Source organism: Escherichia sp. E4930 (genome assembly GCF_005845405.1).
In the GTDB taxonomy this organism is placed as follows: Bacteria; Pseudomonadota; Gammaproteobacteria; order Enterobacterales; family Enterobacteriaceae; genus Escherichia.
In genome coordinates, this window is record NZ_VCDZ01000035.1 from 1 (window position 1) to 23,550 (window position 23,550).

Annotated in this window: 26 protein-coding genes and 1 tRNA gene; 20 read left to right on the plus strand and 7 right to left on the minus strand. The window is 51.4% G+C overall.

All coding sequences use genetic code 11. The features are described 5' to 3' along the window. The 8 genes from FFT88_RS25445 to ruvX form a co-directional block, all read left to right on the plus strand. On the plus strand, window positions 1-193 hold a 193-nt coding region (locus tag FFT88_RS25445), incomplete at its 5' end, for a hypothetical protein (RefSeq protein WP_205714165.1). Window positions 194-469: 276 nt separating this feature from the next. Then, window positions 470-1,864, plus strand: coding sequence for a galactose/proton symporter (gene galP, locus FFT88_RS23475; protein ID WP_130207899.1), 1,395 nt, complete (start codon window positions 470-472; stop codon window positions 1,862-1,864). A gap of 76 nt (window positions 1,865-1,940) precedes the next feature. Beyond that, complete coding sequence (locus FFT88_RS23480; protein ID WP_135405557.1) at window positions 1,941-2,438, plus strand: SprT family zinc-dependent metalloprotease; 498 nt, start codon at window positions 1,941-1,943, stop codon at window positions 2,436-2,438. A gap of 94 nt (window positions 2,439-2,532) precedes the next feature. Beyond that, on the plus strand, window positions 2,533-3,240 hold the full coding sequence (gene endA, locus FFT88_RS23485) for a deoxyribonuclease I (protein ID WP_130207903.1): 708 nt from the start codon (window positions 2,533-2,535) through the stop codon (window positions 3,238-3,240). A gap of 78 nt (window positions 3,241-3,318) precedes the next feature. Further along, on the plus strand, window positions 3,319-4,050 hold the full coding sequence (gene rsmE / locus FFT88_RS23490; protein ID WP_135405556.1) for a 16S rRNA (uracil(1498)-N(3))-methyltransferase: 732 nt from the start codon (window positions 3,319-3,321) through the stop codon (window positions 4,048-4,050). 12 nt (window positions 4,051-4,062) lie between these two features. Next, a complete protein-coding gene (gshB, locus tag FFT88_RS23495; RefSeq protein ID WP_130207907.1) occupies window positions 4,063-5,013 on the plus strand; it encodes a glutathione synthase in 951 nt (316 codons plus the stop codon). Between the two features lie 108 nt (window positions 5,014-5,121). Continuing rightward, window positions 5,122-5,685: a YqgE/AlgH family protein gene (locus tag FFT88_RS23500; protein WP_130207909.1), complete on the plus strand. Its 564-nt coding sequence runs from the start codon at window positions 5,122-5,124 to the stop codon at window positions 5,683-5,685. After that, window positions 5,685-6,101: a Holliday junction resolvase RuvX gene (ruvX, locus tag FFT88_RS23505; RefSeq protein WP_135405555.1), complete on the plus strand. Its 417-nt coding sequence runs from the start codon at window positions 5,685-5,687 to the stop codon at window positions 6,099-6,101. Before FFT88_RS23500 ends, ruvX begins: the two co-directional genes overlap by 1 nt. Before the next feature lie 212 nt (window positions 6,102-6,313). Here ruvX and FFT88_RS23510 read toward each other — a convergent pair whose 3' ends face one another. After that, window positions 6,314-7,294 (minus strand): type IV pilus twitching motility protein PilT, encoded by a 981-nt coding sequence (locus FFT88_RS23510; protein WP_130221431.1) that lies wholly within the window; start codon window positions 7,292-7,294, stop codon window positions 6,314-6,316. A 17-nt stretch (window positions 7,295-7,311) separates the two neighbouring features. Between FFT88_RS23510 and yggS the strand changes: the two genes are divergently transcribed. From yggS to hemW, 5 genes are read left to right on the plus strand one after another with little or no spacing between them, the layout of a single operon-like run. After that, window positions 7,312-8,016, plus strand: coding sequence for a pyridoxal phosphate homeostasis protein (gene yggS / locus FFT88_RS23515; RefSeq protein WP_000997795.1), 705 nt, complete (start codon window positions 7,312-7,314; stop codon window positions 8,014-8,016). 17 nt (window positions 8,017-8,033) lie between these two features. Next, on the plus strand, window positions 8,034-8,600 hold the full coding sequence (yggT, locus tag FFT88_RS23520; RefSeq protein WP_001094831.1) for an osmotic shock tolerance protein YggT: 567 nt from the start codon (window positions 8,034-8,036) through the stop codon (window positions 8,598-8,600). Next, a complete protein-coding gene (gene yggU, locus FFT88_RS23525) occupies window positions 8,597-8,887 on the plus strand; it encodes a DUF167 family protein YggU (protein ID WP_001277222.1) in 291 nt (96 codons plus the stop codon). The genes yggT and yggU overlap by 4 nt, the downstream gene beginning before the upstream one ends. Before the next feature lie 7 nt (window positions 8,888-8,894). Beyond that, on the plus strand, window positions 8,895-9,488 hold the full coding sequence (locus FFT88_RS23530; RefSeq protein ID WP_130207915.1) for an XTP/dITP diphosphatase: 594 nt from the start codon (window positions 8,895-8,897) through the stop codon (window positions 9,486-9,488). Next, the gene (hemW, locus tag FFT88_RS23535) at window positions 9,481-10,617 is read left to right on the plus strand and encodes a radical SAM family heme chaperone HemW (RefSeq protein ID WP_135405554.1); all 1,137 of its coding nucleotides are present in this window, start codon (window positions 9,481-9,483) and stop codon (window positions 10,615-10,617) included. The genes FFT88_RS23530 and hemW overlap by 8 nt, the downstream gene beginning before the upstream one ends. A 242-nt stretch (window positions 10,618-10,859) precedes the next feature. Here hemW and FFT88_RS23540 read toward each other — a convergent pair whose 3' ends face one another. The 5 genes from FFT88_RS23540 to trmB all read right to left on the minus strand — a co-directional run bounded on the left by FFT88_RS23540 (window position 10,860) and on the right by trmB (window position 15,154). Beyond that, window positions 10,860-11,867 (minus strand): DUF1202 family protein, encoded by a 1,008-nt coding sequence (locus tag FFT88_RS23540; RefSeq protein WP_135405553.1) that lies wholly within the window; start codon window positions 11,865-11,867, stop codon window positions 10,860-10,862. A gap of 116 nt (window positions 11,868-11,983) precedes the next feature. Continuing rightward, window positions 11,984-13,030, minus strand: a complete 1,047-nt coding sequence (ansB, locus tag FFT88_RS23545; RefSeq protein ID WP_000394103.1) for an L-asparaginase 2 — start codon at window positions 13,028-13,030, stop codon at window positions 11,984-11,986. Between the two features lie 175 nt (window positions 13,031-13,205). Beyond that, entirely contained in the window at window positions 13,206-13,925 is a 720-nt protein-coding gene (locus FFT88_RS23550; protein ID WP_000984796.1) for a DUF2884 domain-containing protein, read from the minus strand. 183 nt (window positions 13,926-14,108) lie between these two features. Then, entirely contained in the window at window positions 14,109-14,435 is a 327-nt protein-coding gene (locus tag FFT88_RS23555; RefSeq protein WP_135405552.1) for a YggL family protein, read from the minus strand. Further along, window positions 14,435-15,154: a tRNA (guanosine(46)-N7)-methyltransferase TrmB gene (gene trmB, locus FFT88_RS23560; RefSeq protein WP_000786911.1), complete on the minus strand. Its 720-nt coding sequence runs from the start codon at window positions 15,152-15,154 to the stop codon at window positions 14,435-14,437. Before trmB ends, FFT88_RS23555 begins: the two co-directional genes overlap by 1 nt. A gap of 160 nt (window positions 15,155-15,314) precedes the next feature. On the opposite strand from trmB, the gene mutY reads away from it, so the two are divergent. The 4 genes from mutY (at window position 15,315) to nupG (ending at window position 19,269) form a co-directional block, all read left to right on the plus strand. Then, the gene (gene mutY / locus FFT88_RS23565) at window positions 15,315-16,367 is read left to right on the plus strand and encodes an A/G-specific adenine glycosylase (RefSeq protein WP_135405551.1); all 1,053 of its coding nucleotides are present in this window, start codon (window positions 15,315-15,317) and stop codon (window positions 16,365-16,367) included. 27 nt (window positions 16,368-16,394) lie between these two features. Next, window positions 16,395-16,670, plus strand: coding sequence for an oxidative damage protection protein (locus FFT88_RS23570; RefSeq protein ID WP_000091700.1), 276 nt, complete (start codon window positions 16,395-16,397; stop codon window positions 16,668-16,670). Between the two features lie 64 nt (window positions 16,671-16,734). Then, a complete protein-coding gene (gene mltC / locus FFT88_RS23575; RefSeq protein ID WP_001374284.1) occupies window positions 16,735-17,814 on the plus strand; it encodes a membrane-bound lytic murein transglycosylase MltC in 1,080 nt (359 codons plus the stop codon). A 198-nt stretch (window positions 17,815-18,012) separates the two neighbouring features. Further along, the gene (nupG, locus tag FFT88_RS23580; protein ID WP_135405550.1) at window positions 18,013-19,269 is read left to right on the plus strand and encodes a nucleoside permease NupG; all 1,257 of its coding nucleotides are present in this window, start codon (window positions 18,013-18,015) and stop codon (window positions 19,267-19,269) included. A 47-nt stretch (window positions 19,270-19,316) separates the two neighbouring features. Here nupG and speC read toward each other — a convergent pair whose 3' ends face one another. After that, window positions 19,317-21,452 carry an ornithine decarboxylase gene (gene speC / locus FFT88_RS23585; protein WP_135405549.1) on the minus strand — a complete coding sequence of 712 codons (2,136 nt, stop codon included), beginning with the start codon at window positions 21,450-21,452 and terminating at the stop codon, window positions 19,317-19,319. 401 nt (window positions 21,453-21,853) lie between these two features. On the opposite strand from speC, the gene FFT88_RS23590 reads away from it, so the two are divergent. From FFT88_RS23590 to FFT88_RS23600, 3 genes are all read left to right on the plus strand, one after another. After that, the gene (locus FFT88_RS23590) at window positions 21,854-22,561 is read left to right on the plus strand and encodes a DUF554 domain-containing protein (protein ID WP_135405548.1); all 708 of its coding nucleotides are present in this window, start codon (window positions 21,854-21,856) and stop codon (window positions 22,559-22,561) included. Between the two features lie 105 nt (window positions 22,562-22,666). Next, window positions 22,667-22,742 (plus strand) — tRNA-Phe (locus FFT88_RS23595). A 197-nt stretch (window positions 22,743-22,939) separates the two neighbouring features. Next, window positions 22,940-23,550, plus strand: a 611-nt coding sequence (locus FFT88_RS23600) for an integrase arm-type DNA-binding domain-containing protein (RefSeq protein ID WP_135405547.1), incomplete at its 3' end; no start/stop codon positions are given.

Genomic DNA, 23,550 nt, shown 5'->3' on the forward strand with positions numbered 1-23,550 from the left:
GGCGTGGATAAGGCGTTCACGCCGCATCCGGCATTGTGTCGGATGCGATGCTGCCGCATCTTATCCGACCTACAGATATCACCGCGCTCGTAGGCTGGATAAGGCGTTCACGCCGCATCCGGCAAAAAGCCGCCCGCGAAATGACATCATTCTTCCTGAACACGTTTTACCCGCAAATCATCATCACGACTGAAACCGATTACACCAGCAACACCAGCCAAATATTTGTAATATTTTCATATTATTATTCAGTTTTCACAGTTGTTACATTTCTTTTCAGTAAAGTCTTAATTGCAGATAACCGTGTTTAACCTATGATGATATAACTCAATTAATTTCATACACTTAAATTATAATCATAATGAATGTTAGTGTAAGCGATTACACTGATGTGATTTGCTTCACATCTTTTTACGTCGTACTCACCTATCTTAATTCACAATAAAAAATAACCATATTGGAGGGCATCATGCCTGACGCTAAAAAACAGGGGCGATCAAACAAGGCAATGACGTTTTTCGTCTGCTTCCTTGCTGCTCTGGCGGGATTACTCTTTGGCCTGGATATCGGTGTAATTGCTGGCGCACTGCCGTTTATTGCAGATGAATTCCAGATTACCTCGCACACACAAGAATGGGTCGTAAGCTCCATGATGTTTGGTGCCGCAGTCGGTGCGGTGGGTAGCGGCTGGCTCTCCTTTAAACTCGGGCGCAAAAAGAGCCTGATGATCGGCGCAATCCTGTTTGTTGCCGGTTCGCTGTTCTCTGCGGCTGCGCCAAACGTTGAAGTACTGATTCTTTCCCGCGTTCTGCTGGGTCTGGCGGTAGGTGTAGCCTCTTATACCGCGCCGCTGTACCTCTCTGAAATTGCGCCAGAGAAAATTCGCGGCAGTATGATCTCGATGTATCAGTTGATGATCACTATCGGGATCCTCGGCGCGTATCTTTCTGATACCGCCTTCAGCTACACCGGTGCATGGCGCTGGATGCTGGGTGTGATTATCATCCCGGCAATTCTGCTACTGATTGGTGTCTTCTTCCTGCCAGACAGCCCACGTTGGTTTGCCGCTAAACGCCGCTTTGTTGATGCCGAACGCGTGCTACTGCGCCTGCGCGACACCAGCGCGGAAGCCAAACGCGAACTGGATGAAATCCGTGAAAGTTTGCAGGTTAAACAGAGCGGTTGGGCGTTGTTTAAAGAGAACAGTAACTTCCGTCGCGCGGTGTTCCTGGGTGTACTGTTGCAGGTGATGCAGCAATTCACCGGGATGAACGTCATCATGTACTACGCGCCAAAAATCTTCGAACTGGCGGGTTATACCAACACCACAGAGCAAATGTGGGGGACCGTGATTGTCGGCCTGACCAACGTACTTGCCACCTTTATCGCAATCGGTCTTGTTGACCGTTGGGGACGTAAACCAACGTTGACGCTGGGCTTCATGGTGATGGCTGTGGGCATGGGCGTACTGGGTACAATGATGCACATCGGTATTCACTCACCGTCGGCGCAGTATTTCGCCATCGCCATGCTGCTGATGTTTATTGTCGGTTTTGCCATGAGCGCGGGTCCGTTGATTTGGGTACTGTGTTCTGAAATCCAGCCGCTGAAAGGCCGCGACTTCGGTATCACCTGCTCCACCGCTACCAACTGGATTGCCAACATGATTGTCGGCGCAACCTTCCTGACTATGCTCAACACGCTGGGCAACGCCAATACCTTCTGGGTTTACGCAGGTCTGAACGTGCTGTTTATCCTGCTGACACTGTGGCTGGTGCCGGAAACCAAACACGTTTCGCTGGAACACATTGAACGTAATCTGATGAAAGGTCGTAAACTGCGCGAAATCGGCGCTCACGATTAATCTCCCCAGGCTTCCTCCCGTCGCGGAGGAAGCCCCCTCTTGCAGTCATCTTTTCTTCGCTCTATCCTCTGCCGCTATGAAAACATCCCGTCTCCCTATCGCCATCCAACAGGCTGTTATGCGTCGCCTGCGGGAAAAACTCGCCCAGGCCAACCTGAAGCTGGGGCGTAACTATCCGGAGCCAAAACTTTCTTATACCCAGCGTGGCACATCCGCCGGAACGGCCTGGCTGGAAAGCTATGAAATTCGCCTCAATCCGGTGTTGCTGTTGGAAAACAGTGAAGCCTTTATAGAAGAAGTGGTGCCACACGAACTGGCGCATTTGCTGGTATGGAAACACTTTGGTCGCGTAGCGCCACATGGCAAAGAGTGGAAGTGGATGATGGAAAGCGTGCTGGGCGTTCCCGCCCGCCGTACGCATCAGTTTGAACTGCAATCCGTGCGCCGTAACACTTTCTCCTACCGTTGCAAATGCCAGGAGCATCAGCTCACCGTACGTCGTCATAACCGCGTGATACGAGGCGAAGCCGTCTATCGCTGCGTTCACTGTGGCGAACAACTGGTTGCCCAATAACCAGCAGAACTATCAGGAATTTTACTGATCTGGCTGATTGCATACCAAAACAACTTTCGCTACGTTGCTCGCTCGTTTTAACACGGAGTAAGTGATGTACCGTAATTTGTCTGTGGCTGCGGTGGTACTGAGCGCAGCATTATCCGGCACGGCGTTAGCCGAAGGCATCAATAGTTTTTCCCAGGCGAAAACAGCAGCGGTAAAAGTCTACGCTGATGTGCCGGGAACATTTTACTGCGGATGTAAAATCAACTGGCAGGGTAAAAAAGGCATCGTGGATCTGGAGTCGTGCGGGTATCAGGTGCGCAAAAATGAAAACCGCGCCAGCCGCGTAGAATGGGAACATGTTGTTCCCGCCTGGCAGTTCGGCCACCAGCGTCAGTGCTGGCAGGAAGGCGGTCGTAAAAACTGCGCTAAAGATCCGGTTTATCGCCAAATGGAAAGCGATATGCATAACCTGCAGCCCGCGATAGGTGAAGTGAATGGCGATCGCGGCAACTTTATGTACAGCCAGTGGAATGGCGGCGAGGGGCAGTATGGGCAGTGCGCAATGAAGATTGATTTCAAAGAAAAAGTTGCTGAACCGCCAGCTCATGCCCGTGGTTCCATTGCGCGGATTTACTTCTACATGCGTGACCAGTACAACCTCACACTCTCACGCCAGCAAACGCAGCTGTTTAACGCCTGGAACAAAATGTATCCGGTCACCGACTGGGAGTGTGAGCGTGACGAGCGCATCGCGAAGGTGCAAGGCAATCACAACCCGTATGTGCAACGCGCTTGCCAGGCGAGAAAGAGCTAACCTACACTAGCGAAATTCTTTTTGTTAACCCTACCCCACGCGCGCAACCGCGTGGGGAGACGACGCGGATATTTAACCATGCGTATCCCCCGCATTTATCATCCTGAACCACTCACCAGCAATTCGCAGATCGCGCTTTGTGAAGATGCCGCTAACCATATCGGGCGCGTCCTGCGTATGGGGCCAGGTCAGGCATTACAGTTATTTGACGGCAGCAACCAGGTCTTTGACGCAGAAATCACCAGCGCCAGCAAAAAAAGCGTGGAAGTTAAAGTGCTGGAAGGCCAGGTAGACGATCGTGAATCTCCCTTGCATATTCACCTTGGTCAGGTGATGTCGCGCGGAGAAAAAATGGAATTCACTATCCAGAAATCGATAGAACTTGGCGTAAGCCTCATTACGCCACTTTTTTCTGAACGCTGCGGCGTTAAACTGGATAGTGAACGTCTGAACAAGAAGCTCCAGCAGTGGCAGAAAATTGCAATTGCCGCCTGCGAGCAGTGTGGTCGTAATCGGGTACCAGTAATCCGTCCGGCGATGGATCTGGAAGCCTGGTGTGCAGAGCAAGATGAAGGCTTGAAACTCAATCTTCACCCGCGCGCCAGTAACAGCATCAATACATTGCCGTTACCGGTTGAACGCGTCCGCCTGCTGATTGGCCCGGAAGGCGGTTTGTCGGCAGATGAAATTGCCATGACTGCCCGCTATCAATTTACTGATATCCTGTTGGGACCTCGCGTTCTGCGTACTGAGACAACTGCGCTCACCGCCATTACCGCGCTACAAGTGCGTTTTGGCGATCTGGGCTAACGGAGAAGAATAATGATCAAGCTCGGCATCGTGATGGACCCCATCGCAAGCATCAACATCAAGAAAGATTCCAGTTTCGCTATGTTGCTGGAAGCACAGCGTCGTGGTTACGAACTTCACTATATGGAGATGGCCGATCTCTATTTGATCAATGGTGAGGCTCGCGCTCGTACCCGTACTTTGAGCGTCGAACAGAACTACGATAAATGGTACGAGTTCACGGGTGAGCAGGATCTGCAACTGGCCGATCTCGACGTGATTCTGATGCGTAAAGATCCGCCGTTTGATACCGAGTTTATCTACGCGACCTATATTCTGGAACGCGCCGAAGAGAAAGGAACGCTGATCGTTAACAAGCCGCAGAGCCTGCGCGACTGTAACGAGAAGCTGTTTACCGCCTGGTTCTCTGACTTAACGCCAGAAACACTGGTCACGCGCAATAAAGCGCAGTTGAAAGCGTTCTGGGAAAAACACAGCGATATCATCCTCAAGCCGCTGGACGGTATGGGTGGCGCGTCGATTTTCCGCGTGAAAGAAGGCGATCCGAACCTTGGTGTAATTGCCGAAACCTTGACTGAGCACGGCACTCGCTACTGCATGGCACAAAATTATCTGCCAGCGATTAAAGATGGTGACAAGCGCGTGCTGGTGGTGGATGGCGAACCAGTACCGTACTGTCTGGCGCGTATTCCACAGGGCGGCGAAACCCGTGGCAATCTGGCTGCCGGTGGTCGTGGCGAACCTCGTCCGCTAACGGAAAGCGACTGGAAAATCGCCCGTCAGGTAGGACCGACGCTGAAAGAAAAAGGGCTGATTTTTGTTGGTCTGGATATTATCGGTGACCGCCTGACTGAAATTAACGTCACCAGCCCAACCTGTATTCGTGAGATTGAAGCAGAGTTTCCGGTGTCTATCACCGGAATGTTAATGGATGCTATTGAAGCACGATTACAGCAGCAGTAACCCTATTTAGCGAGAGGGATCTCGTTGAGACTATGAGTGACAGCGCCATACTTTCCACGCATACTGGGCGCTGTTGCTTTTTTGAACCAGGAAACAGAACCTCTGACAATGAATTTACAGCATCACTTTCTTATTGCCATGCCTGCTCTCCAGGATCCGATTTTCCGTCGTTCCGTGGTCTACATTTGCGAACATAATACCAATGGAGCAATGGGGATCATCATTAACAAGCCACTGGAAAATCTCAAAATTGAAGGGATTCTGGAAAAGCTGAAGATCACGCCGGAGCCGCGTGATGAATCTGTCCGTCTGGACAAACCGGTTATGCTTGGCGGCCCGCTGGCTGAAGATCGCGGGTTTATTTTGCATACCCCGCCATCCAATTTTGCGTCCAGCATTCGCATTTCAGATAACACGGTGATGACCACTTCCCGCGATGTGCTGGAAACACTCGGCACCGATAAACAACCTGCTGACGTGATGGTAGCCCTTGGTTACTCCTCCTGGGATAAAGGCCAACTGGAACAAGAAATTCTCGATAACGCGTGGTTAACCGCCCCGGCAGATCTGAATATTCTGTTCAAAACACCGATAGCCGACCGCTGGCGCGATGCGGCAAGGCTGATTGGTGTTGATATTCTCACCATGCCTGGTGTGGCAGGGCATGCCTGATGAGCGGAACATTACTCGCCTTCGACTTCGGCACCAAAAGCATTGGCGTAGCGGTCGGCCAACGCATTACCGGCACCGCTCGCCCGCTGTCCGCAATTAAAGCACAGGACGGTACGCCGGACTGGAACCTCATCGAGCGTTTACTGAAAGAGTGGCAACCAGACGAAATCATCGTCGGTTTGCCGCTGAATATGGACGGTACCGAGCAACCATTGACTGCCAGAGCGCGTAAATTTGCCAACCGTATTCATGGCCGTTTTGGTGTTGAAGTAAAGCTCCATGACGAGCGTCTTAGCACCGTGGAAGCACGTTCCGGTCTGTTTGAACAGGGCGGCTATCGGGCGCTCAACAAAGGCAAAGTCGACTCTGCCTCTGCGGTTATTATTCTCGAAAGCTATTTCGAGCAGGGGTATTAAGGCGATTTAAAAGCCAGCTGGAGTGTAAATAATATCATCGCGCCTTACGCCTTATTGCCGGATGCGGCGTGAACGCCTTATCCGGCCTACATGTGGCAGCGGTTGTAGGTCTGATAAGACGCGCAAGCGTCGCATCAGACGTTTATTGCCTTTGTAGGCCCGATAAGCTTGCGCATCGGGCATGTTTACAATTCGTATCAGGCACAGCAACGTCACAAACGCCCTTCCCCCACCCGCTGCTGATAACTCTGCTGAAACGTTAACATCCCCACCTGCTGACCGGTTTGAATAACATGCGGCAACTGGTGGGTTTTCCCTTCGCGAATCAAATTCCCCACCGCAGGTGTGTTAATCAGTAATTCAAACAGCGCCACGCGTCCTTCCTGTTTATCCACTTCCAGCTTTTGTGACAACACCGCCCGTAAACTACCTGCCAGTTGATTACGCACGGGATCTTTTTCCTGCGCCGGAAACGAATCCACCAGTCGCTCAACTGCCTGCGCTGCGCCGCGCGTGTGTAATGTCGCCAGCACCAGATGCCCGGTTTCTGCCGCCGTTAGCGCCAGACGTATCGTTTCGCTGTCACGCAGCTCTCCAAGCAAAATCACATCAGGATCCTCCCGCAATGCAGCCCTCAATCCCGATGCGAACGTCATACAGTGCAAACCAATTTCCCGTTGCTGGATCAAACATCGCTGGCTGGCATAGAGATATTCCACAGGATCTTCCAGTGTCAGAATATGCGCATCGGCATGTTGATTAAGATAGCCAACCATTGCCGCCAGCGTGGTGGATTTACCACTCCCCGTCGCCCCCGTCACCAGAATCAGGCCATTCTCGCTCTTGAGTAATTCCGGCAATACCGGTGGTGCGCCAAGCTGTTCGAGTTGCGGGCAGTGCGAAGGTAACAGCCGTAACGCCAGAGAAATACCTTGCCGTTGTGCGAACGCACTGCCACGCAATCGCTGGTTTTCCGCCAGCGACACGGCAAAATCCAGCTGACCATTCTCCAGCAATATTGCCCGCTGATCGTCATCCAGCCACTCCCCCAGTAGCTCTTCGACGTCCGGCGCATCAAACGGCGCAGCTTCCATTCTGCCGCGAATGCGCCATCGTGCGGGCCAGGCGCTGCACAGGTGTAGATCCGAGACGTTATGCTTTACACTAAGGGCCACAATTTCTTCCATATTCATACTAAGATCCTCGGAAAATGAACGATATTGCGCATAACCTGGCACAGGTCCGGGACAAAATCTCAGCGGCTGCAACGCGTTGCGGCCGTTCTCCAGAAGAAATTACGCTGCTTGCAGTCAGTAAAACAAAACCTGCGAGCGCCATCGCAGAAGCCATTGATGCCGGGCAGCGTCAATTTGGTGAAAACTACGTTCAGGAAGGGGTAGATAAAATTCGCCACTTTCAGGAGCTGGGCGTAACAGGATTAGAATGGCATTTTATTGGCCCGTTGCAGTCTAATAAAAGCCGCCTGGTGGCAGAGCATTTCGACTGGTGTCATACCATCGACCGTTTGCGCATCGCTACCCGCCTGAACGACCAGCGCCCGGCAGAACTTCCCCCTCTTAACGTGCTGATTCAAATCAATATTAGCGATGAAAACAGCAAGTCAGGGATTCAACTGGCGGAACTGGACGAGCTGGCTGCTGCGGTCGCTGAACTACCGCGTTTACGTCTGCGCGGGCTGATGGCAATCCCTGCGCCTGAGTCAGAATATGTAAGGCAGTTTGAAGTTGCACGCCAAATGGCTGTAGCATTTGCCGGACTGAAAACGCGCTACCCGCATATCGACACGCTCTCTCTGGGAATGTCGGACGATATGGAAGCCGCCATTGCGGCAGGTAGCACGATGGTTCGTATCGGCACTGCCATCTTTGGTGCACGTGATTACTCTAAAAAATAAGGAATCTTAAGAACGCCATGAATACGTTGACTTTCCTGCTTTCAACGGTCATTGAGCTGTATACCATGGTGCTGTTATTACGCATCTGGATGCAGTGGGCTCATTGTGATTTTTATAACCCTTTCTCACAGTTTGTGGTGAAGGTGACACAACCGATTATCGGGCCACTGCGCCGCGTTATTCCGGCAATGGGCCCCATTGATAGCGCCTCGCTGCTGGTCGCGTACATTTTGAGTTTTATCAAAGCCATCGTGCTGTTCAAAGTGGTGACCTTCCTGCCGATCATCTGGATTGCCGGTTTATTGATTCTGCTGAAAACCATCGGTCTGCTGATTTTCTGGGTCCTGCTGGTGATGGCGATTATGAGCTGGGTAAGCCAGGGTCGTAGCCCAATTGAATACGTGCTGATTCAGCTGGCCGATCCGCTGCTGCGCCCGATTCGCCGCCTGCTACCGGCAATGGGTGGGATTGATTTCTCGCCGATGATCCTCGTTCTGCTGCTGTATGTCATCAATATGGGTGTCGCAGAAGTGTTACAGGCGACCGGAAACATGCTGCTGCCGGGGCTGTGGATGGCGTTATGAGTGCCGTAACAGTTAACGATGACGGTCTGGTTTTACGGCTCTATATTCAGCCGAAAGCCAGCCGTGATTCTATTGTCGGTTTACATGGCGACGAGGTAAAAGTCGCCATTACCGCGCCGCCGGTTGACGGCCAGGCCAACAGCCATCTGGTGAAGTTTCTCGGTAAGCAATTCCGGGTAGCCAAAAGCCAGGTGGTGATTGAGAAAGGCGAACTTGGCCGCCACAAACAAATTAAAATCATTAATCCGCAACAAATCCCGCCAGAAATCGCGGCGTTAATTAATTAGGTATCCTATGCAAAAAGTTGTCCTCGCAACCGGCAATGCCGGTAAAGTGCGTGAGCTGGCGTCGCTGCTTAGCGACTTCGGTCTTGATATCGTGGCCCAAACAGACCTCGGCGTAGATTCCGCTGAAGAAACCGGCCTGACCTTTATCGAAAACGCGATTCTGAAAGCGCGCCATGCGGCAAAAGTGACCGGTTTACCGGCAATTGCCGATGACTCCGGTCTGGCGGTAGATGCGCTGGGTGGCGCGCCAGGGATTTACTCCGCGCGTTATTCCGGTGAAGATGCGACCGATCAAAAGAATCTGCAAAAACTGCTGGAAACACTGAAAGACGTACCAGACGACCAACGTCAGGCGCGTTTCCACTGCGTGCTGGTATATCTGCGTCACGCGGAAGATCCCACTCCGCTGGTGTGCCACGGCAGCTGGCCGGGCGTGATTACTCGTGAACCGGCGGGTACTGGCGGCTTTGGTTATGATCCAATCTTCTTCGTGCCTTCCGAAGGGAAAACCGCTGCCGAACTGACCCGCGAAGAAAAGAGCGCCATTTCTCACCGTGGTCGGGCGTTGAAACTGCTGCTGGACGCTTTACGTAATGGTTAAATTACCGCCGCTGAGTCTCTACATTCACATCCCGTGGTGCGTGCAGAAATGCCCGTACTGCGATTTCAACTCTCATGCGTTGAAAGGGGAAGTGCCGCATGACGATTATGTTCAGCATCTGCTTTGCGATCTGGACAACGATGTGGCTTACGCTCAGGGCCGTGAAGTGCAGACAATCTTTATTGGCGGCGGTACGCCGAGCCTGCTTTCCGGCCCGGCGATGCAAACGCTGCTGGACGGCGTACGTGCGCGTTTGCCGCTGGCAGCGGATGCAGAAATTACTATGGAAGCGAACCCTGGTACGGTTGAAGCCGATCGCTTTGTCGATTATCAGCGTGCTGGTGTGAACCGCATCTCTATTGGCGTACAGAGTTTTAGCGAAGAAAAGCTGAAACGGCTCGGGCGCATTCATGGCCCGCAAGAAGCGAAACGTGCAGCAAAACTGGCAAGTGGACTGGGGCTGCGTAGCTTTAACCTCGATTTGATGCACGGGCTGCCGGATCAATCACTGGAAGAGGCGCTAGGCGATCTGCGCCAGGCCATTGAACTGAATCCGCCGCATCTTTCCTGGTATCAACTGACCATCGAACCCAATACGCTGTTTGGCTCGCGCCCTCCCGTACTGCCGGACGATGATGCGTTATGGGATATTTTCGAACAGGGGCATCAGTTGTTAACCGCGGCAGGTTATCAGCAATATGAAACTTCCGCTTACGCCAAGCCCGGTTATCAGTGCCAGCACAATCTCAACTACTGGCGATTTGGCGACTACATCGGTATTGGCTGCGGCGCGCACGGCAAAGTGACCTTCCCGGATGGGCGCATTCTGCGTACCACCAAAACGCGGCATCCGCGTGGTTTTATGCAGGGGCGGTATCTGGAAAGCCAGCGTGATGTCGAAGCCGCAGATAAGCCGTTTGAGTTCTTTATGAATCGCTTCCGTCTGCTGGAGGCCGCGCCGCGCGTGGAGTTTAGCCAGTATACTGGCCTTTCTGAAGAAGTTATTCGCTCTCAGTTAGACGGGGCTATCGCTCAGGGCTACCTCACAGAATGTGCGGATTACTGGCAGATAACGGAACATGGGAAGTTGTTTTTAAATTCGCTGCTGGAGCTTTTTCTAGCTGAGTAAACTTGTATTGCCGGATGCGGCGTGAACGCCTTATCCAGCCTACATGTGGCAACGGTTGTAGGTCTGATAAGACGCGCAAGCGTCGCATCAGACGTTGATTGCCGGATGCGGCGTGAGCGCCTCAGCCGACATGTGGCAGCGGTTGTAGGTCTGATAAGACGCGCTAGCGTCGCATCAGACGTTGATTGCCGGATGCGGGGTCAACGCCGCATCCTGCTACAAATCGTGCGCTATATCAAAACTTACTTAATCACCCCATTGCGCCGTAATGCTTCGGTATCTTTTTTCCAGCGATCGCAGGCCTTATTGATATCGTCAATTTTCATCAAAATCGCGACTTTTTTACTGTTTATTTCTGAAACCTTCATCGTTAACGGATATTGCCCTTTCTCGAGCGTTATCCAGTCATCCTGCAATTTACGGCTAAGTTTTTGTGATTGCAGAAAAGTCTGTCGCCGTTGTTCGTTGATATCGAAATCCCGTTTCTGCTGAATCGGCACTTCATAACACTCTTCACTCTGTTTATGACATGCCGCAATCGCCGGTTGATAAACCTCTTTGTCATATTTAACCGCGAACGCCTCGCTATCATTCTGTTTATTAAACTCATCACGCTGTTGGTGAATTTTTTTAAAGGCGTCTTCGCGAGTCATTTGCTTGCCATTTGCATCTTTTCCCCAATATGCATCTGCTGCTTTCTTCGCCGCCACCATTTGCTTATCAAGCTCTTTTACATCCTTTTCCAGCGCAGGAATCGAGTTCTTCTGGGTATTCAACGCTGATTCAAGCTGACTAAAGCGATAATTGAAATCTTCGCTATTCACAATCAGGTACTTATTATTCGTTTTAATATCGTCGACCGCCCGCCCACTATCGCTGGCTGCCGCCTGAAAAGAGTAAAAGTTCACCGTCCAGCCAGACGCGGGCGTTCCTTTACTGGTTAACATCGCCGAGAATTTTACTGGTTTATCTTTCGTCCAGGTCTGTTCGAGCAGTTCGTAATCTGCCAACTGACCGACCCAGGTATAGAGATCGTCACTGGAAGAGACATCGCCTTCCGCTGACCAGGTGGCCTGATTACCCTTAGCATCAAGATTTTTTAAGCTGATGGCATCAAGCTTGAGAATGCCGTGATACTGCTTTTTGAATTGATCTTTTAAGATATTTTCAGTTGGCGGTTCGCCATCGGCCCAGACATTACCAGTCATCAACATAAGCAGCGCCGTGCCAACAATCCATTGCTTTTTCACCCGAAAACCCTCGCGCGGAATAATTTATTCCAGTGATTATCATTAGGGTAATGAAAATTGGCAATGGACGTGAGTCTGAAGTGAATAAGCCCCGGCGCGATACCGGGGCGAGGTGATTAGTACTGATTGAAGATCTGCTGGATCTGCTGCGGATCTTTGGTTTGCGTCAGAGCCAGTTGCAGCAGAACGCGCGCTTTTTGCGGGTTCAGCGTGCCAGAGGCGACGAAGCCGTATTTCGCATCATCCACTTCGGCATCCTGAGTGGTAGCGCCCGTCGGTACGCGGGAAGAACGCACTACCGCAGTGCCGTTTTTCGCGGCGGTCGCCAGAGTGTCAAACACGGATTTATACAGGTTGCCGTTACCCACACCAGCGCTCACGATGCCATCATAGCCCGCATCTACCAGGGCTTTAGCCGGAAGATCGGATGCGTTAGCGTAGTTATAAACAATGCCGACTTTCGGCAGTTCATTCAGCTTAGAGACATCGAATGGCGTGTCGCTGGTGTGCTTACGTGCCGGGGTACGCTGATAGTCAATCTTACCGTTGTGAATGTAACCCAGAGGGCCGTAGTTAACAGACTTGAAGGTCGCAACGTCGGTGGTGTTGGTTTTGGTGACATCCCGCCCATCCAGCACGGTGTCGTTCATCACCACCAGCACGCCACGGTTGGCGGAGGCTTTATCAGCTGCGGTCACTACCGCGTTATACAGGTTGAATGGACCGTCTGCGCTCATGGACGTGGACGGGCGCATTGCGCCAACCATCACCACGGGCTTGTCGCATTTCACCGTCAGGTCGAGGAAGTAAGCAGTCTCTTCCATCGTGTCGGTACCGTGGGTAATAACGAAGCCGTCAGTCTTATCACAGTCGGTGTTAATTTTTTTCGCCAGTGTCAGCCAGACATCATCGTTCATATCCTGGGAGCCGATATTAACGACCTGCTCACCTTTAACGTTCGCAATGTCCTTCAGTTGCGGCACCGCATTGACCAGATTTTCTACGCCAACTTTACCCGCTGTGTAGTTAGATTTGGTTGCGGAGTCACCACCACCGGCAATCGTCCCGCCAGTCGCTAAAATGGTGATATTGGGTAATGCCAATGCTGCACCACTAAAACCCATAACCAGTGCGGCAAGTGCCGTCTTTTTGAAAAACTCCATTTCATTCCTCCAGTTACGTGAACGCTACGTATTATCCCTTAGCTTTGTATAGGAAATTTGACGTTAAACAATTTACTTTGTGAATAGATTTTGGAGATCTATAAAGTTAGAGGCAGGTAACAAAATGAAGAATTAAACGGCATAAAAAAGCATTATGCCGTCTTAAACTAGAGGATTATTTCAAATTCCCGACCAGGGCTTTACGGCTGTCTTCCAGAGTCACAACACGGCTACAAACATCTTTGCCAAATTGCTGGAAATCTTTTTCCTGCTTTTTCCACTCGGTCTGGATTGAGGATTGCAGTCCCCCCAGGCTTCCCAGCACATTCTGTAACGGGTTGCCGCCGCTTTTCAGCACCGCTTTCGCGCCCATTTCGTTAATGCTGTCCTGCAAAATTCCGCCCATCGCCTGATTCACTAACTGCTGACCTTCGGCGCGAACCTGATCAATGGCTTTATAGTGAAATGTCAGGCCATCGCTGCGCGTTTCGATAATGCGATTCATCTGCTCTTTAAGCTGCGCATCAAGTTTGGTCAGACGGCTGCGCATTTTGCTGCTTTCGCCCATCTCCTGAACAATAATTTTATCCAGCGCAATACGGGCTTTCTCGACGCGGCTTTTCGCGCCTTCATCAATCCACGGCAGCGTGCTGCGCAGTTCGGCCTGATAATCCTTCGCCTGCTCGCGCTGGGCGGCGTTCAGTGAATATTGCTTGCCGTTGTACATCACATTGCCGTCTGGCGTGATCACCAGATTGCCGTTTTCGCCCTTCACCTGCACGGTTTGCGGGCTGACAATCACATCGTCACGCGGCGTGACGCTGCACTGGTAGTCGGCGTGAGCGGTCATTGCCGTCACTGAAAGTGCTGCCGCCAGCAGCATTTTGCGCATCATAGTCTTCCCTCAAGAACAAATCAGGCCAGCATTTGCTGGCCCCAGATTGATAACAATGTACACGTTGTCCATGCCGGATGCGGCGTAAATGCTTTATCCGGCCTACTCGATCGTGCATCTTTGTAGGCCTGATAAGCGTAGCGCATCAGGCAGTTTTGCATTTGTCATCGCCCGTATGCTTTATTAGTCCCACCAAACGTCGAAAAGTTCGCTGGTGCGTACCTCAGCCAGTTTGCGCTCTTCCAGCCACTTACGCACAATCGCCTGATGTTCTTCGGTGCATTTGCCGATTTCCTGCATGCAGATCAGACCTTCCCAGGCCAGATAACCGCTGCCGTCAAAGGCCAGTTTGTTCGGTTCGATAACCTCGTTAATAAAGTCATCAACGGTTTTATCAATCTGCTCTTCCGATGTACCTTCCGGGAATCGCCATGCCACCGAAAATCCTAATTCCTGGAATTCGTCGATGTGCATTTTTTTACGCAGACGACGGCTACGGTTCTTTGCCATTATTTCACCCTCTCGAACATTAAGTCCCATACTCCGTGACCAAGACGATGACCACGTTGTTCAAATTTCGTCACCGGACGTGATGCCGGACGCGGTACGTAATCATTGCTCTCTGACAGGTTTTTATAACCGTCAATAGAAGACATCACTTCAAGCATATGTTCCGCATAAGGTTCCCAGTCGGTCGCCATATGGAATACGCCCCCCAGCTGCAGTTTGCTTTTTACCAGTTCGGCAAACGGCACCTGAACGATACGGCGTTTATTATGGCGCGCTTTGTGCCACGGGTCAGGGAAAAAGAGCTGAACCATGCGCAATGAATTGTCAGGAATCATTTTATGCAGCACTTCAACAGCGTCATGACACATCACGCGCAGGTTGCTTAAGCCCTCTTCATGCGCAGAAGCCAGGCACGCACCAACGCCCGGGGAATGCACTTCAATGCCGAGAAAGTCCTGCTCGGGGCGATCTTTGGCCATTGCCACCAGCGACGCGCCCATGCCAAAACCAATCTCAAGCGTCACTGGCGCTTCACGGCCAAAAAGCGCAGGGAAATCCAGCATATCTTCGCTGAACTCAACGCCCATCACCGGCCAGTAGTTTTCCAGCGCATGTTCCTGGCCTTTGGTCAGTCGCCCCTGGCGGCGCACAAAACTACGGATACGGCGCAGTGGGCGGCCGTTTTCATCAAATTCCGGTGAGATGACGTCGTTTTTCATAAAGATTTAGTCGCTTGTGAAAGTGTTCTGAAAACGGGCATTATCCAAAGTTAGTTGCCGGATGCAAGCATGATAAGGCCGTAGCTGCGGAAAGTTCCGGTTTACACCCCGCCGCGGCTGTGCTGCAATCTTGCCCCCAACAACAGTGAATTCGGTGACCATGCAAGCGTCGCAATTTTCAGCCCAGGTTCTGGACTGGTACGATAAATACGGGCGGAAAACGCTGCCCTGGCAAATTGACAAGACGCCCTACAAAGTATGGCTCTCAGAAGTGATGTTGCAACAAACTCAGGTTGCGACCGTTATCCCCTATTTTGAACGCTTTATGGCGCACTTCCCAACGGTGACCGATCTCGCCAATGCGCCACTGGACGAAGTTCTCCACTTGTGGACCGGGCTTGGCTATTACGCCCGCGCGCGCAATCTGCATAAAGCGGCACAGCAAATTGCCACCTTACACGGTGGTAAATTCCCGGAAACCTTTGAGGAAGTTGCGGCGTTACCGGGCGTCGGGCGTTCCACTGCGGGCGCGATTCTCTCGCTTTCTCTGGGTAAGCACTTTCCGATTCTCGACGGTAACGTCAAACGCGTGCTGGCGCGCTGCTATGCTGTAAGCGGCTGGCCAGGGAAAAAAGAGGTAGAGAATAAACTATGGAGTTTGAGCGAGCAGGTGACGCCCGCGGTTGGCGTGGAGTGGTTTAATCAGTCGATGATGGATTTGGGCGCGATGATTTGTACGCGCTCGAAGCCGAAATGTTCGCTCTGTCCGCTACAAAACGGATGTATTGCCGCCGCCAATAATAGCTGGTCGCTTTATCCGGGCAAAAAACCGAAACAGACGCTGCCGGAGCGCACCGGCTACTTTCTGCTGTTACAGCACGAAGATGAAGTATTGCTGGCGCAGCGCCCGCCGAGCGGATTGTGGGGCGGTTTATACTGTTTCCCGCAGTTTGCCGACGAAGAAAGTTTGCGGCAATGGCTGGCGCAACGGCAGATTGCTGCCGATAACCTGACGCAACTGACCGCGTTTCGCCATACCTTCAGCCATTTCCATTTAGATATTGTGCCTATGTGGCTTCCCGTGTCGTCATTCACCGACTGCATGGATGAAGGCAATGCGCTCTGGTATAACTTAGCGCAACCGCCGTCAGTTGGCCTGGCGGCTCCCGTGGAGCGTTTGTTACAGCAGTTACGCACTGGCGCGCCGGTTTAGCGCGTGAGTCGATAAAGAGGATGATTTATGAGCAGAACGATTTTTTGTACTTTCCTGCAACGTGAAGCAGAAGGTCAGGATTTTCAGCTGTACCCCGGCGAGCTGGGAAAACGCATCTATAACGAGATCTCCAAAGAAGCCTGGGCGCAGTGGCAGCACAAACAAACCATGCTGATTAATGAAAAGAAACTCAACATGATGAATGCCGAGCACCGCAAGCTGCTGGAGCAGGAGATGGTCAACTTCCTGTTCGAGGGTAAAGAGGTGCATATCGAGGGCTATACGCCGGAAGATAAAAAATAAAAACAGTGCCGGAGCACGCCTCCGGCAACTTGCATAAAAACAAACACAACACGCACCCGGAATGATGAAAAAATATCTCGCGCTGGCTTTGATTGCGCCGTTGCTCATCTCCTGTTCGACGACCAAAAAAGGCGATACCTATAATGAAGCCTGGGTCAAAGATACCAACGGTTTTGATATTCTGATGGGGCAATTTGCCCACAATATTGAGAACATCTGGGGATTCAAAGAGGTGGTGATCGCCGGTCCTAAGGACTACGTGAAATACACCGATCAATATCAGACCCGCAGCCACATCAACTTTGATGACGGCACGATTACTATCGAAACCATCGCCGGGACAGAACCTGCCGCGCATCTGCGCCGGGCAATTATCAAAACGTTGCTGATGGGTGACGATCCGAGTTCGGTCGATCTCTATTCCGACGTTGATGATATTACGATTTCGAAAGAACCTTTCCTTTACGGTCAGGTGGTGGATAACACCGGGCAGCCGATTCGCTGGGAAGGCCGTGCAAGCAACTTCGCGGATTATCTGCTGAAAAACCGTCTGAAAAGCCGCAGCAACGGACTGCGTATCATCTACAGCGTGACCATTAATATGGTGCCGAACCACCTTGATAAACGTGCGCACAAATATCTCGGCATGGTCCGCCAGGCGTCACGGAAATATGGCGTTGATGAGTCGCTGATTCTGGCAATTATGCAGACCGAATCTTCCTTTAACCCGTATGCGGTCAGCCGTTCCGACGCGCTGGGATTAATGCAGGTGGTACAACATACTGCCGGGAAAGATGTGTTCCGCTCGCAGGGGAAATCCGGCACGCCAAGCCGCAGTTTCTTGTTTGATCCTGCCAGCAATATTGATACCGGCACCGCGTATCTGGCGATACTGAACAATGTTTATCTCGGCGGAATTGATAACCCAACGTCGCGGCGTTATGCCGTCATCACCGCCTATAACGGTGGTGCAGGCAGCGTGTTACGCGTTTTCTCGAACGATAAGATTCAGGCGGCTAATATTATTAATACCATGACACCGGGCGATGTTTATCAGACGCTGACGACTCGCCATCCTTCTGCGGAATCTCGTCGCTATCTTTATAAAGTGAACACGGCGCAAAAATCTTACCGTCGCCGATAATTTCACCCTTATCCCTAACAATACTCCGAGGAAAGTGTTACACACATCACAATTTCACCTTGCAAATTGAGATTATTTGCAATTATTTGCTACGGATAACAAAAAAACAGTCAGTGAAGTTGATAGAATCGCATCATCTTGCACGGTCAAATGTGCTTTTTAAAACACTCATCCGCATCACGATGTGAGGAAATTAACATGAATCTTAAGCTGCAGCTGAAAATCCTCTCTTTTCTGCAGTTCTGTCTGTGGGGAAGTTGGCTGACGACCCTCGGCTCATATATGTTCGTTACCCTGAAGTTCGACGGTGCTTCCATTGGCGCTGTTTATAGCTCACTGGGTATCGCTGCGGTCTTTATGCCTGCTTTGCTGGGGATTGTGGCCGACAAATGGTTAAGTGCGAAATGGGTGTATGCTATTTGTCACACCATCGGCGCAATCACCCTCTTCATGGCGGCACAAGTTACCACTCCGGAGGCGATGTTCCTCGTGATATTGATTAACTCGTTTGCTTATATGCCAACGCTTGGGTTAATCAACACCATCTCCTACTATCGCCTGCAAAATGCCGGAATGGATATCGTGACTGATTTCCCGCCAATCCGTATCTGGGGCACCATCGGCTTTATCATGGCAATGTGGGTGGTGAGCCTGTCTGGCTTTGAATTGAGCCACATGCAGTTATATATTGGCGCAGCTCTTTCCGCCGTTCTGGTTCTGTTTACCCTGACTCTGCCGCATATTCCGGTTGCTAAACAGCAAGCGAATCAGAGCTGGACAACCCTGCTGGGCCTCGATGCATTCGCGCTGTTTAAAAACAAGCGTATGGCGATTTTCTTCATCTTCTCGATGCTGCTGGGCGCGGAACTGCAGATTACCAACATGTTCGGTAATACCTTCCTGCACAGCTTCGACAAAGATCCGATGTTTGCCAGCAGCTTTATTGTGCAGCATGCGTCAATCATCATGTCGATTTCGCAGATCTCTGAAACCCTGTTCATTCTGACCATCCCGTTCTTCTTAAGCCGCTACGGCATTAAGAACGTAATGATGATCAGTATCGTGGCATGGATCCTGCGTTTTGCGCTGTTTGCTTACGGCGACCCGACTCCGTTCGGTACCGTACTGCTGGTTCTGTCGATGATTGTTTACGGCTGTGCGTTCGACTTCTTCAACATCTCTGGTTCGGTGTTTGTCGAAAAAGAAGTTAGCCCGGCGATTCGCGCCAGTGCGCAAGGGATGTTCCTGATGATGACCAACGGCTTCGGCTGTATCCTCGGTGGCATCGTGAGCGGTAAAGTGGTTGAGATGTACACCCAAAACGGCATTACCGACTGGCAGACCGTATGGCTGATTTTCGCAGGTTACTCCGTGATTCTGGCCTTCGCATTCATGGCGATGTTTAAATACAAACACGTTCGTGTCCCTGCCGGTACACAAACTGTTAACCACTAATTACGCAAAGAAAAACGGGGCGCCAGAAGGTGCCCCGTTTTTTATTCTTACTTCAACACATAACCGTATAACCGTTTCATTCCATCCGCATCGGTTTCGCTATAGACACCTTGTAGCTCCGGCGAAAATCCCGGCAGCAAATTCACGCCTTCTTCCAGCGCAAGGAAATAACGCTGGACCGCTCCGCCCCACATTTCTCCTGGCACCACGCAAAGCACGCCAGGTGGATACGGCAGCGCGCCTTCCGCCGCAATTCGCCCTTCGGCATCACGAATGCGCACCAACTCCACTTCACCACGAATATAAGCGCTATGCGCGTCCTGGGGATTCATCACCACTGGCGGGAAGCTCTGCTGGCGGAACATCGCTTTTTGCAGGTCTTTGACGTCAAAACTGACATACAGATCATGCATCTCCTGACACAACTGGCGCAGGGTGTAGTCACGATAGCGCACCGGGTATTTGTTATAAACACTCGGCAACACTTCAGACAGCGGCGAGTCATCTTCAATATGCTGTTCAAACTGCACCAGCATCGCCACCAGCTGTGCCAGCTTCTCGTGGCTTTCCGCCGGAGTTAATAAGAACAGAATGGAGTTGAGATCGCACTTCTCTGGCACAATGCCGTTCTCACGCAGATAGTGCGCCAGAATCGTCGCTGGAACGCCAAAATCGCTATATTCGCCGGTTTCGGCATCGATACCCGGCGTGGTGAGTAACAGCTTGCACGGATCAACAAAATACTGATCCGCGGCATATCCTTCAAAGCCGTGCCACTTCGCCCCCGGCTCGAAACTGAAAAAACGGCGGTCGCTGGCTAACACTGATGTCGGATAATCCTGCCACAATTTGCCATCAACAACGGGCGGGATAAACGGGCGGAACAGCTTACAGCGCGCAAGAATCGCTTTCCGCGCTTCAATCCCTATCTCAACGCACTCAGCCCACAGCCGACGCCCACTCTCCCCTTCATGAATTTTGGCGTTAACGTCCAGCGCGGCAAACAGCGGGTAAAACGGGCTGGTAGAGGCGTGCAGCATAAAAGCATTGTTCAACCGTTTATGCGGGCAAAAACGCGCCTGTCCGCGGATATGGTTATCTTTTTTATGGATCTGCGACGTCTGTGAGAATCCCGCCTGCTGTTTGTGCACCGACTGAGTCACAAAGATCCCCGGATCGTTTTCGTTAAGTTCTAACAGCAGCGGCGAGCTATCTGCCATCATCGGGATAAACTGCTCGTAACCGACCCATGCAGAATCAAACAGAATGTAATCACACAGATGCCCAATGGTATCGATCACCTGGCGGGCGTTGTAGATAGTGCCGTCATAGGTTCCCAGCTGAATAATCGCCAGGCGGAACGGGCGCGGCAATTCGGCTTTTTCTGGCGCAACGTCGCGAATTTGCTGGCGCAGATACTCTTCATTAAAACAGTGCGCATCAATCCCGCCAATGAAACCGAATGGGTTGCGTGAGGCTTCCAGATAGACCGGCGTCGCCCCCGCCTGAATCAGCGCACCGTGATGATTCGACTTATGGTTGTTACGGTCGAAGAGCACCAGATCACCACGCGTTAACAGCGCATTCGTCACCACTTTATTCGCTGCCGATGTGCCGTTCAGCACAAAATAGGTTTTATCGGCATGAAAGACTTTGGCGGCGAATTTCTGCGCATCCTTTGCGGAACCTTCATGAATAAGCAGATCGCCCAATTTTACGTCAGCGTTACACATATCGGCGCGAAAGACGTTCTCACCAAAGAAATCGTAAAAATGGCGTCCGGCAGGATGCTTTTTAAAGAACGCACCATGTTGATGCCCAGGACAAGCAAAGGTGCTATTGCCCATCTCAACGTACTGGGTCAGCGTGTCATAAAATGGCGGCAGCAAATTCTCTTCATACTGACAGGCTGCGGATTCCAGCTCCAGCCACTGCTGCTCATTGCCGTTGATGATAGCCATAACGCCCGCGGGTAATTCAACCGCATCTTCAGAATACAAAAACACCGGCAGATGAAAACCGGTGCGCTTAAGTAACGCAAGGATGCCGCTACGACTATCCGCAGCGGTAATGACGACTGCCGCGACGTCCGTAAAATCAGTATCTTCCAGCGCCACCACGCGGCGATGGGTAGAAAGTCGGGAAACCAGTTCACCACTGGCGGCAATACTCATTGATTTCATAAGCGCAAAACCCGTTTCGGGGAAGTAAAAATACCGGGCAAGGTGGAACCCCCTGCCCCATGAGATGTGGGTCAAACTGGTCATCAGCTCCGACCGCCAGACATCAGTAAAAGCAGAAACGCTCTGATTTTACTGTTGTCCTGCAGTGAGCGTGCGTTAACGTCACCGCATAAAAAGCAGCGTCACAGAACAGGAGACATTTCGCGCGAAACGGCGATAAGCGAAAGAATGTAAGGAGGCGGCATGCATCAGGCAAGCTCCGTACAGGAAGGAGAAAATTCGCGCAATCATGGCACTTTTCGCTAACGCGTGCAAGCCAGGACTTTGCGACCAGACAAGCAATCGACGGGGCAAAAAGTTCATAATAAAAACATCAAACAACACAATTAACAGGAACTCTTGTGGTCATCGGCCCTTTTATCAACGCAAGTGCAGTATTACTGGGTGGCGCCCTCGGCGCACTGCTTAGCCAACGCTTACCGGAACACATCCGCGTCTCTATGACGTCCATTTTTGGCCTGGCATCGCTGGGAATTGGTATTTTACTGGTCGTGAAATGTGCCAACCTTCCGGCGATGGTTTTAGCTACGCTACTCGGGGCATTAATCGGCGAAATTTGTCTGCTGGAAAAAGGCGTCAATACTGCGGTCGCTAAAGCGCAGAATCTGTTTCGTCACTCGAGCAAGAAATCTGCGCATGAATCTTTTATTCAGAATTTTGTCGCGATTATTGTCCTGTTTTGTGCCAGCGGCACCGGGATCTTCGGCGCGATGAATGAAGGGATGACAGGCGATCCAAGTATTTTAATCGCCAAGTCATTTCTTGATTTCTTTACAGCGATGATCTTCGCCTGTTCACTTGGCATTGCGGTATCGGCGATTAGTATTCCATTGCTCATCATCCAGTTAACGCTGGCGTGGGCTGCTGCGCTGATATTACCGCTGACCACACCGTCGATGATGGCGGACTTCAGCGCCGTAGGGGGTTTATTGCTGCTGGCAACCGGCTTACGCATCTGCGGCATAAAAATGTTCCCGGTGGTCAACATGCTTCCAGCACTCCTTCTGGCAATGCCGCTTTCCGCCGCCTGGAGCGCCTGGTTTGCCTGACATTACGAGCGATAACGGCAAACTGATGATAGATTGTGCAGTCTGCCGTAAATTGAAGAAATTTGATTGACGAGACGAGGCGAATCAGGTTTAATGCGCCCCGTTGCCCGGATAGCTCAGTCGGTAGAGCAGGGGATTGAAAATCCCCGTGTCCTTGGTTCGATTCCGAGTCCGGGCACCAAATTCATATCAACGGACCTCCACGGAGGTCCGTTTTTCGTTTCAGAACGCCACAATTTAAGCGTTCTGCCTCCAAATCAATTCTACCGAACTCAACCAGATTCCCCCCACATCAACCTCATTGTGTGGGTATAATTGCGGGTATACCCCAGTTCGACAGAATTTGTACCCTCTTTAACGCATTCAGAAGGCTGAACTATGGCACTGACTGACGCAAAAATCCGGGCTGCAAAGCCCACTGACAAGGCTTATAAACTCACTGACGGGGCTGGCATGTTCCTGCTGGTACATCCTAATGGTTCCCGTTACTGGCGTCTCCGTTATCGTATTCTGGGTAAGGAGAAGACTCTGGCACTTGGGGTATATCCAGAAGTTTCTCTCTCCGAAGCTCGTACAAAACGGGATGAGGCCCGAAAACTGATTTCGGAGGGGATTGACCCTTGCGAACAGAAAAGAGCTAAAAAAGTAGTCCCTGATTTACAACTCTCTTTTGAACATATTGCACGACGCTGGCATGCCAGTAATAAACAATGGGCACAATCACACAGCGATAAAGTACTCAAAAGCCTCGAGACACACGTTTTCCCCTTTATCGGCAACCGGGATATCACAACACTCAGTACCCCGGACCTGCTTATCCCTGTTCGTGCTGCAGAAGCTAAACAAATTTATGAAATCGCCAGTCGTCTGCAGCAAAGAATATCTGCTGTAATGCGTTATGCCGTACAGTCTGGCATCATCAGATATAACCCGGCTCTGGATATGGCTGGTGCATTGACCACGGTAAAACGCCAGCATCGCCCTGCTCT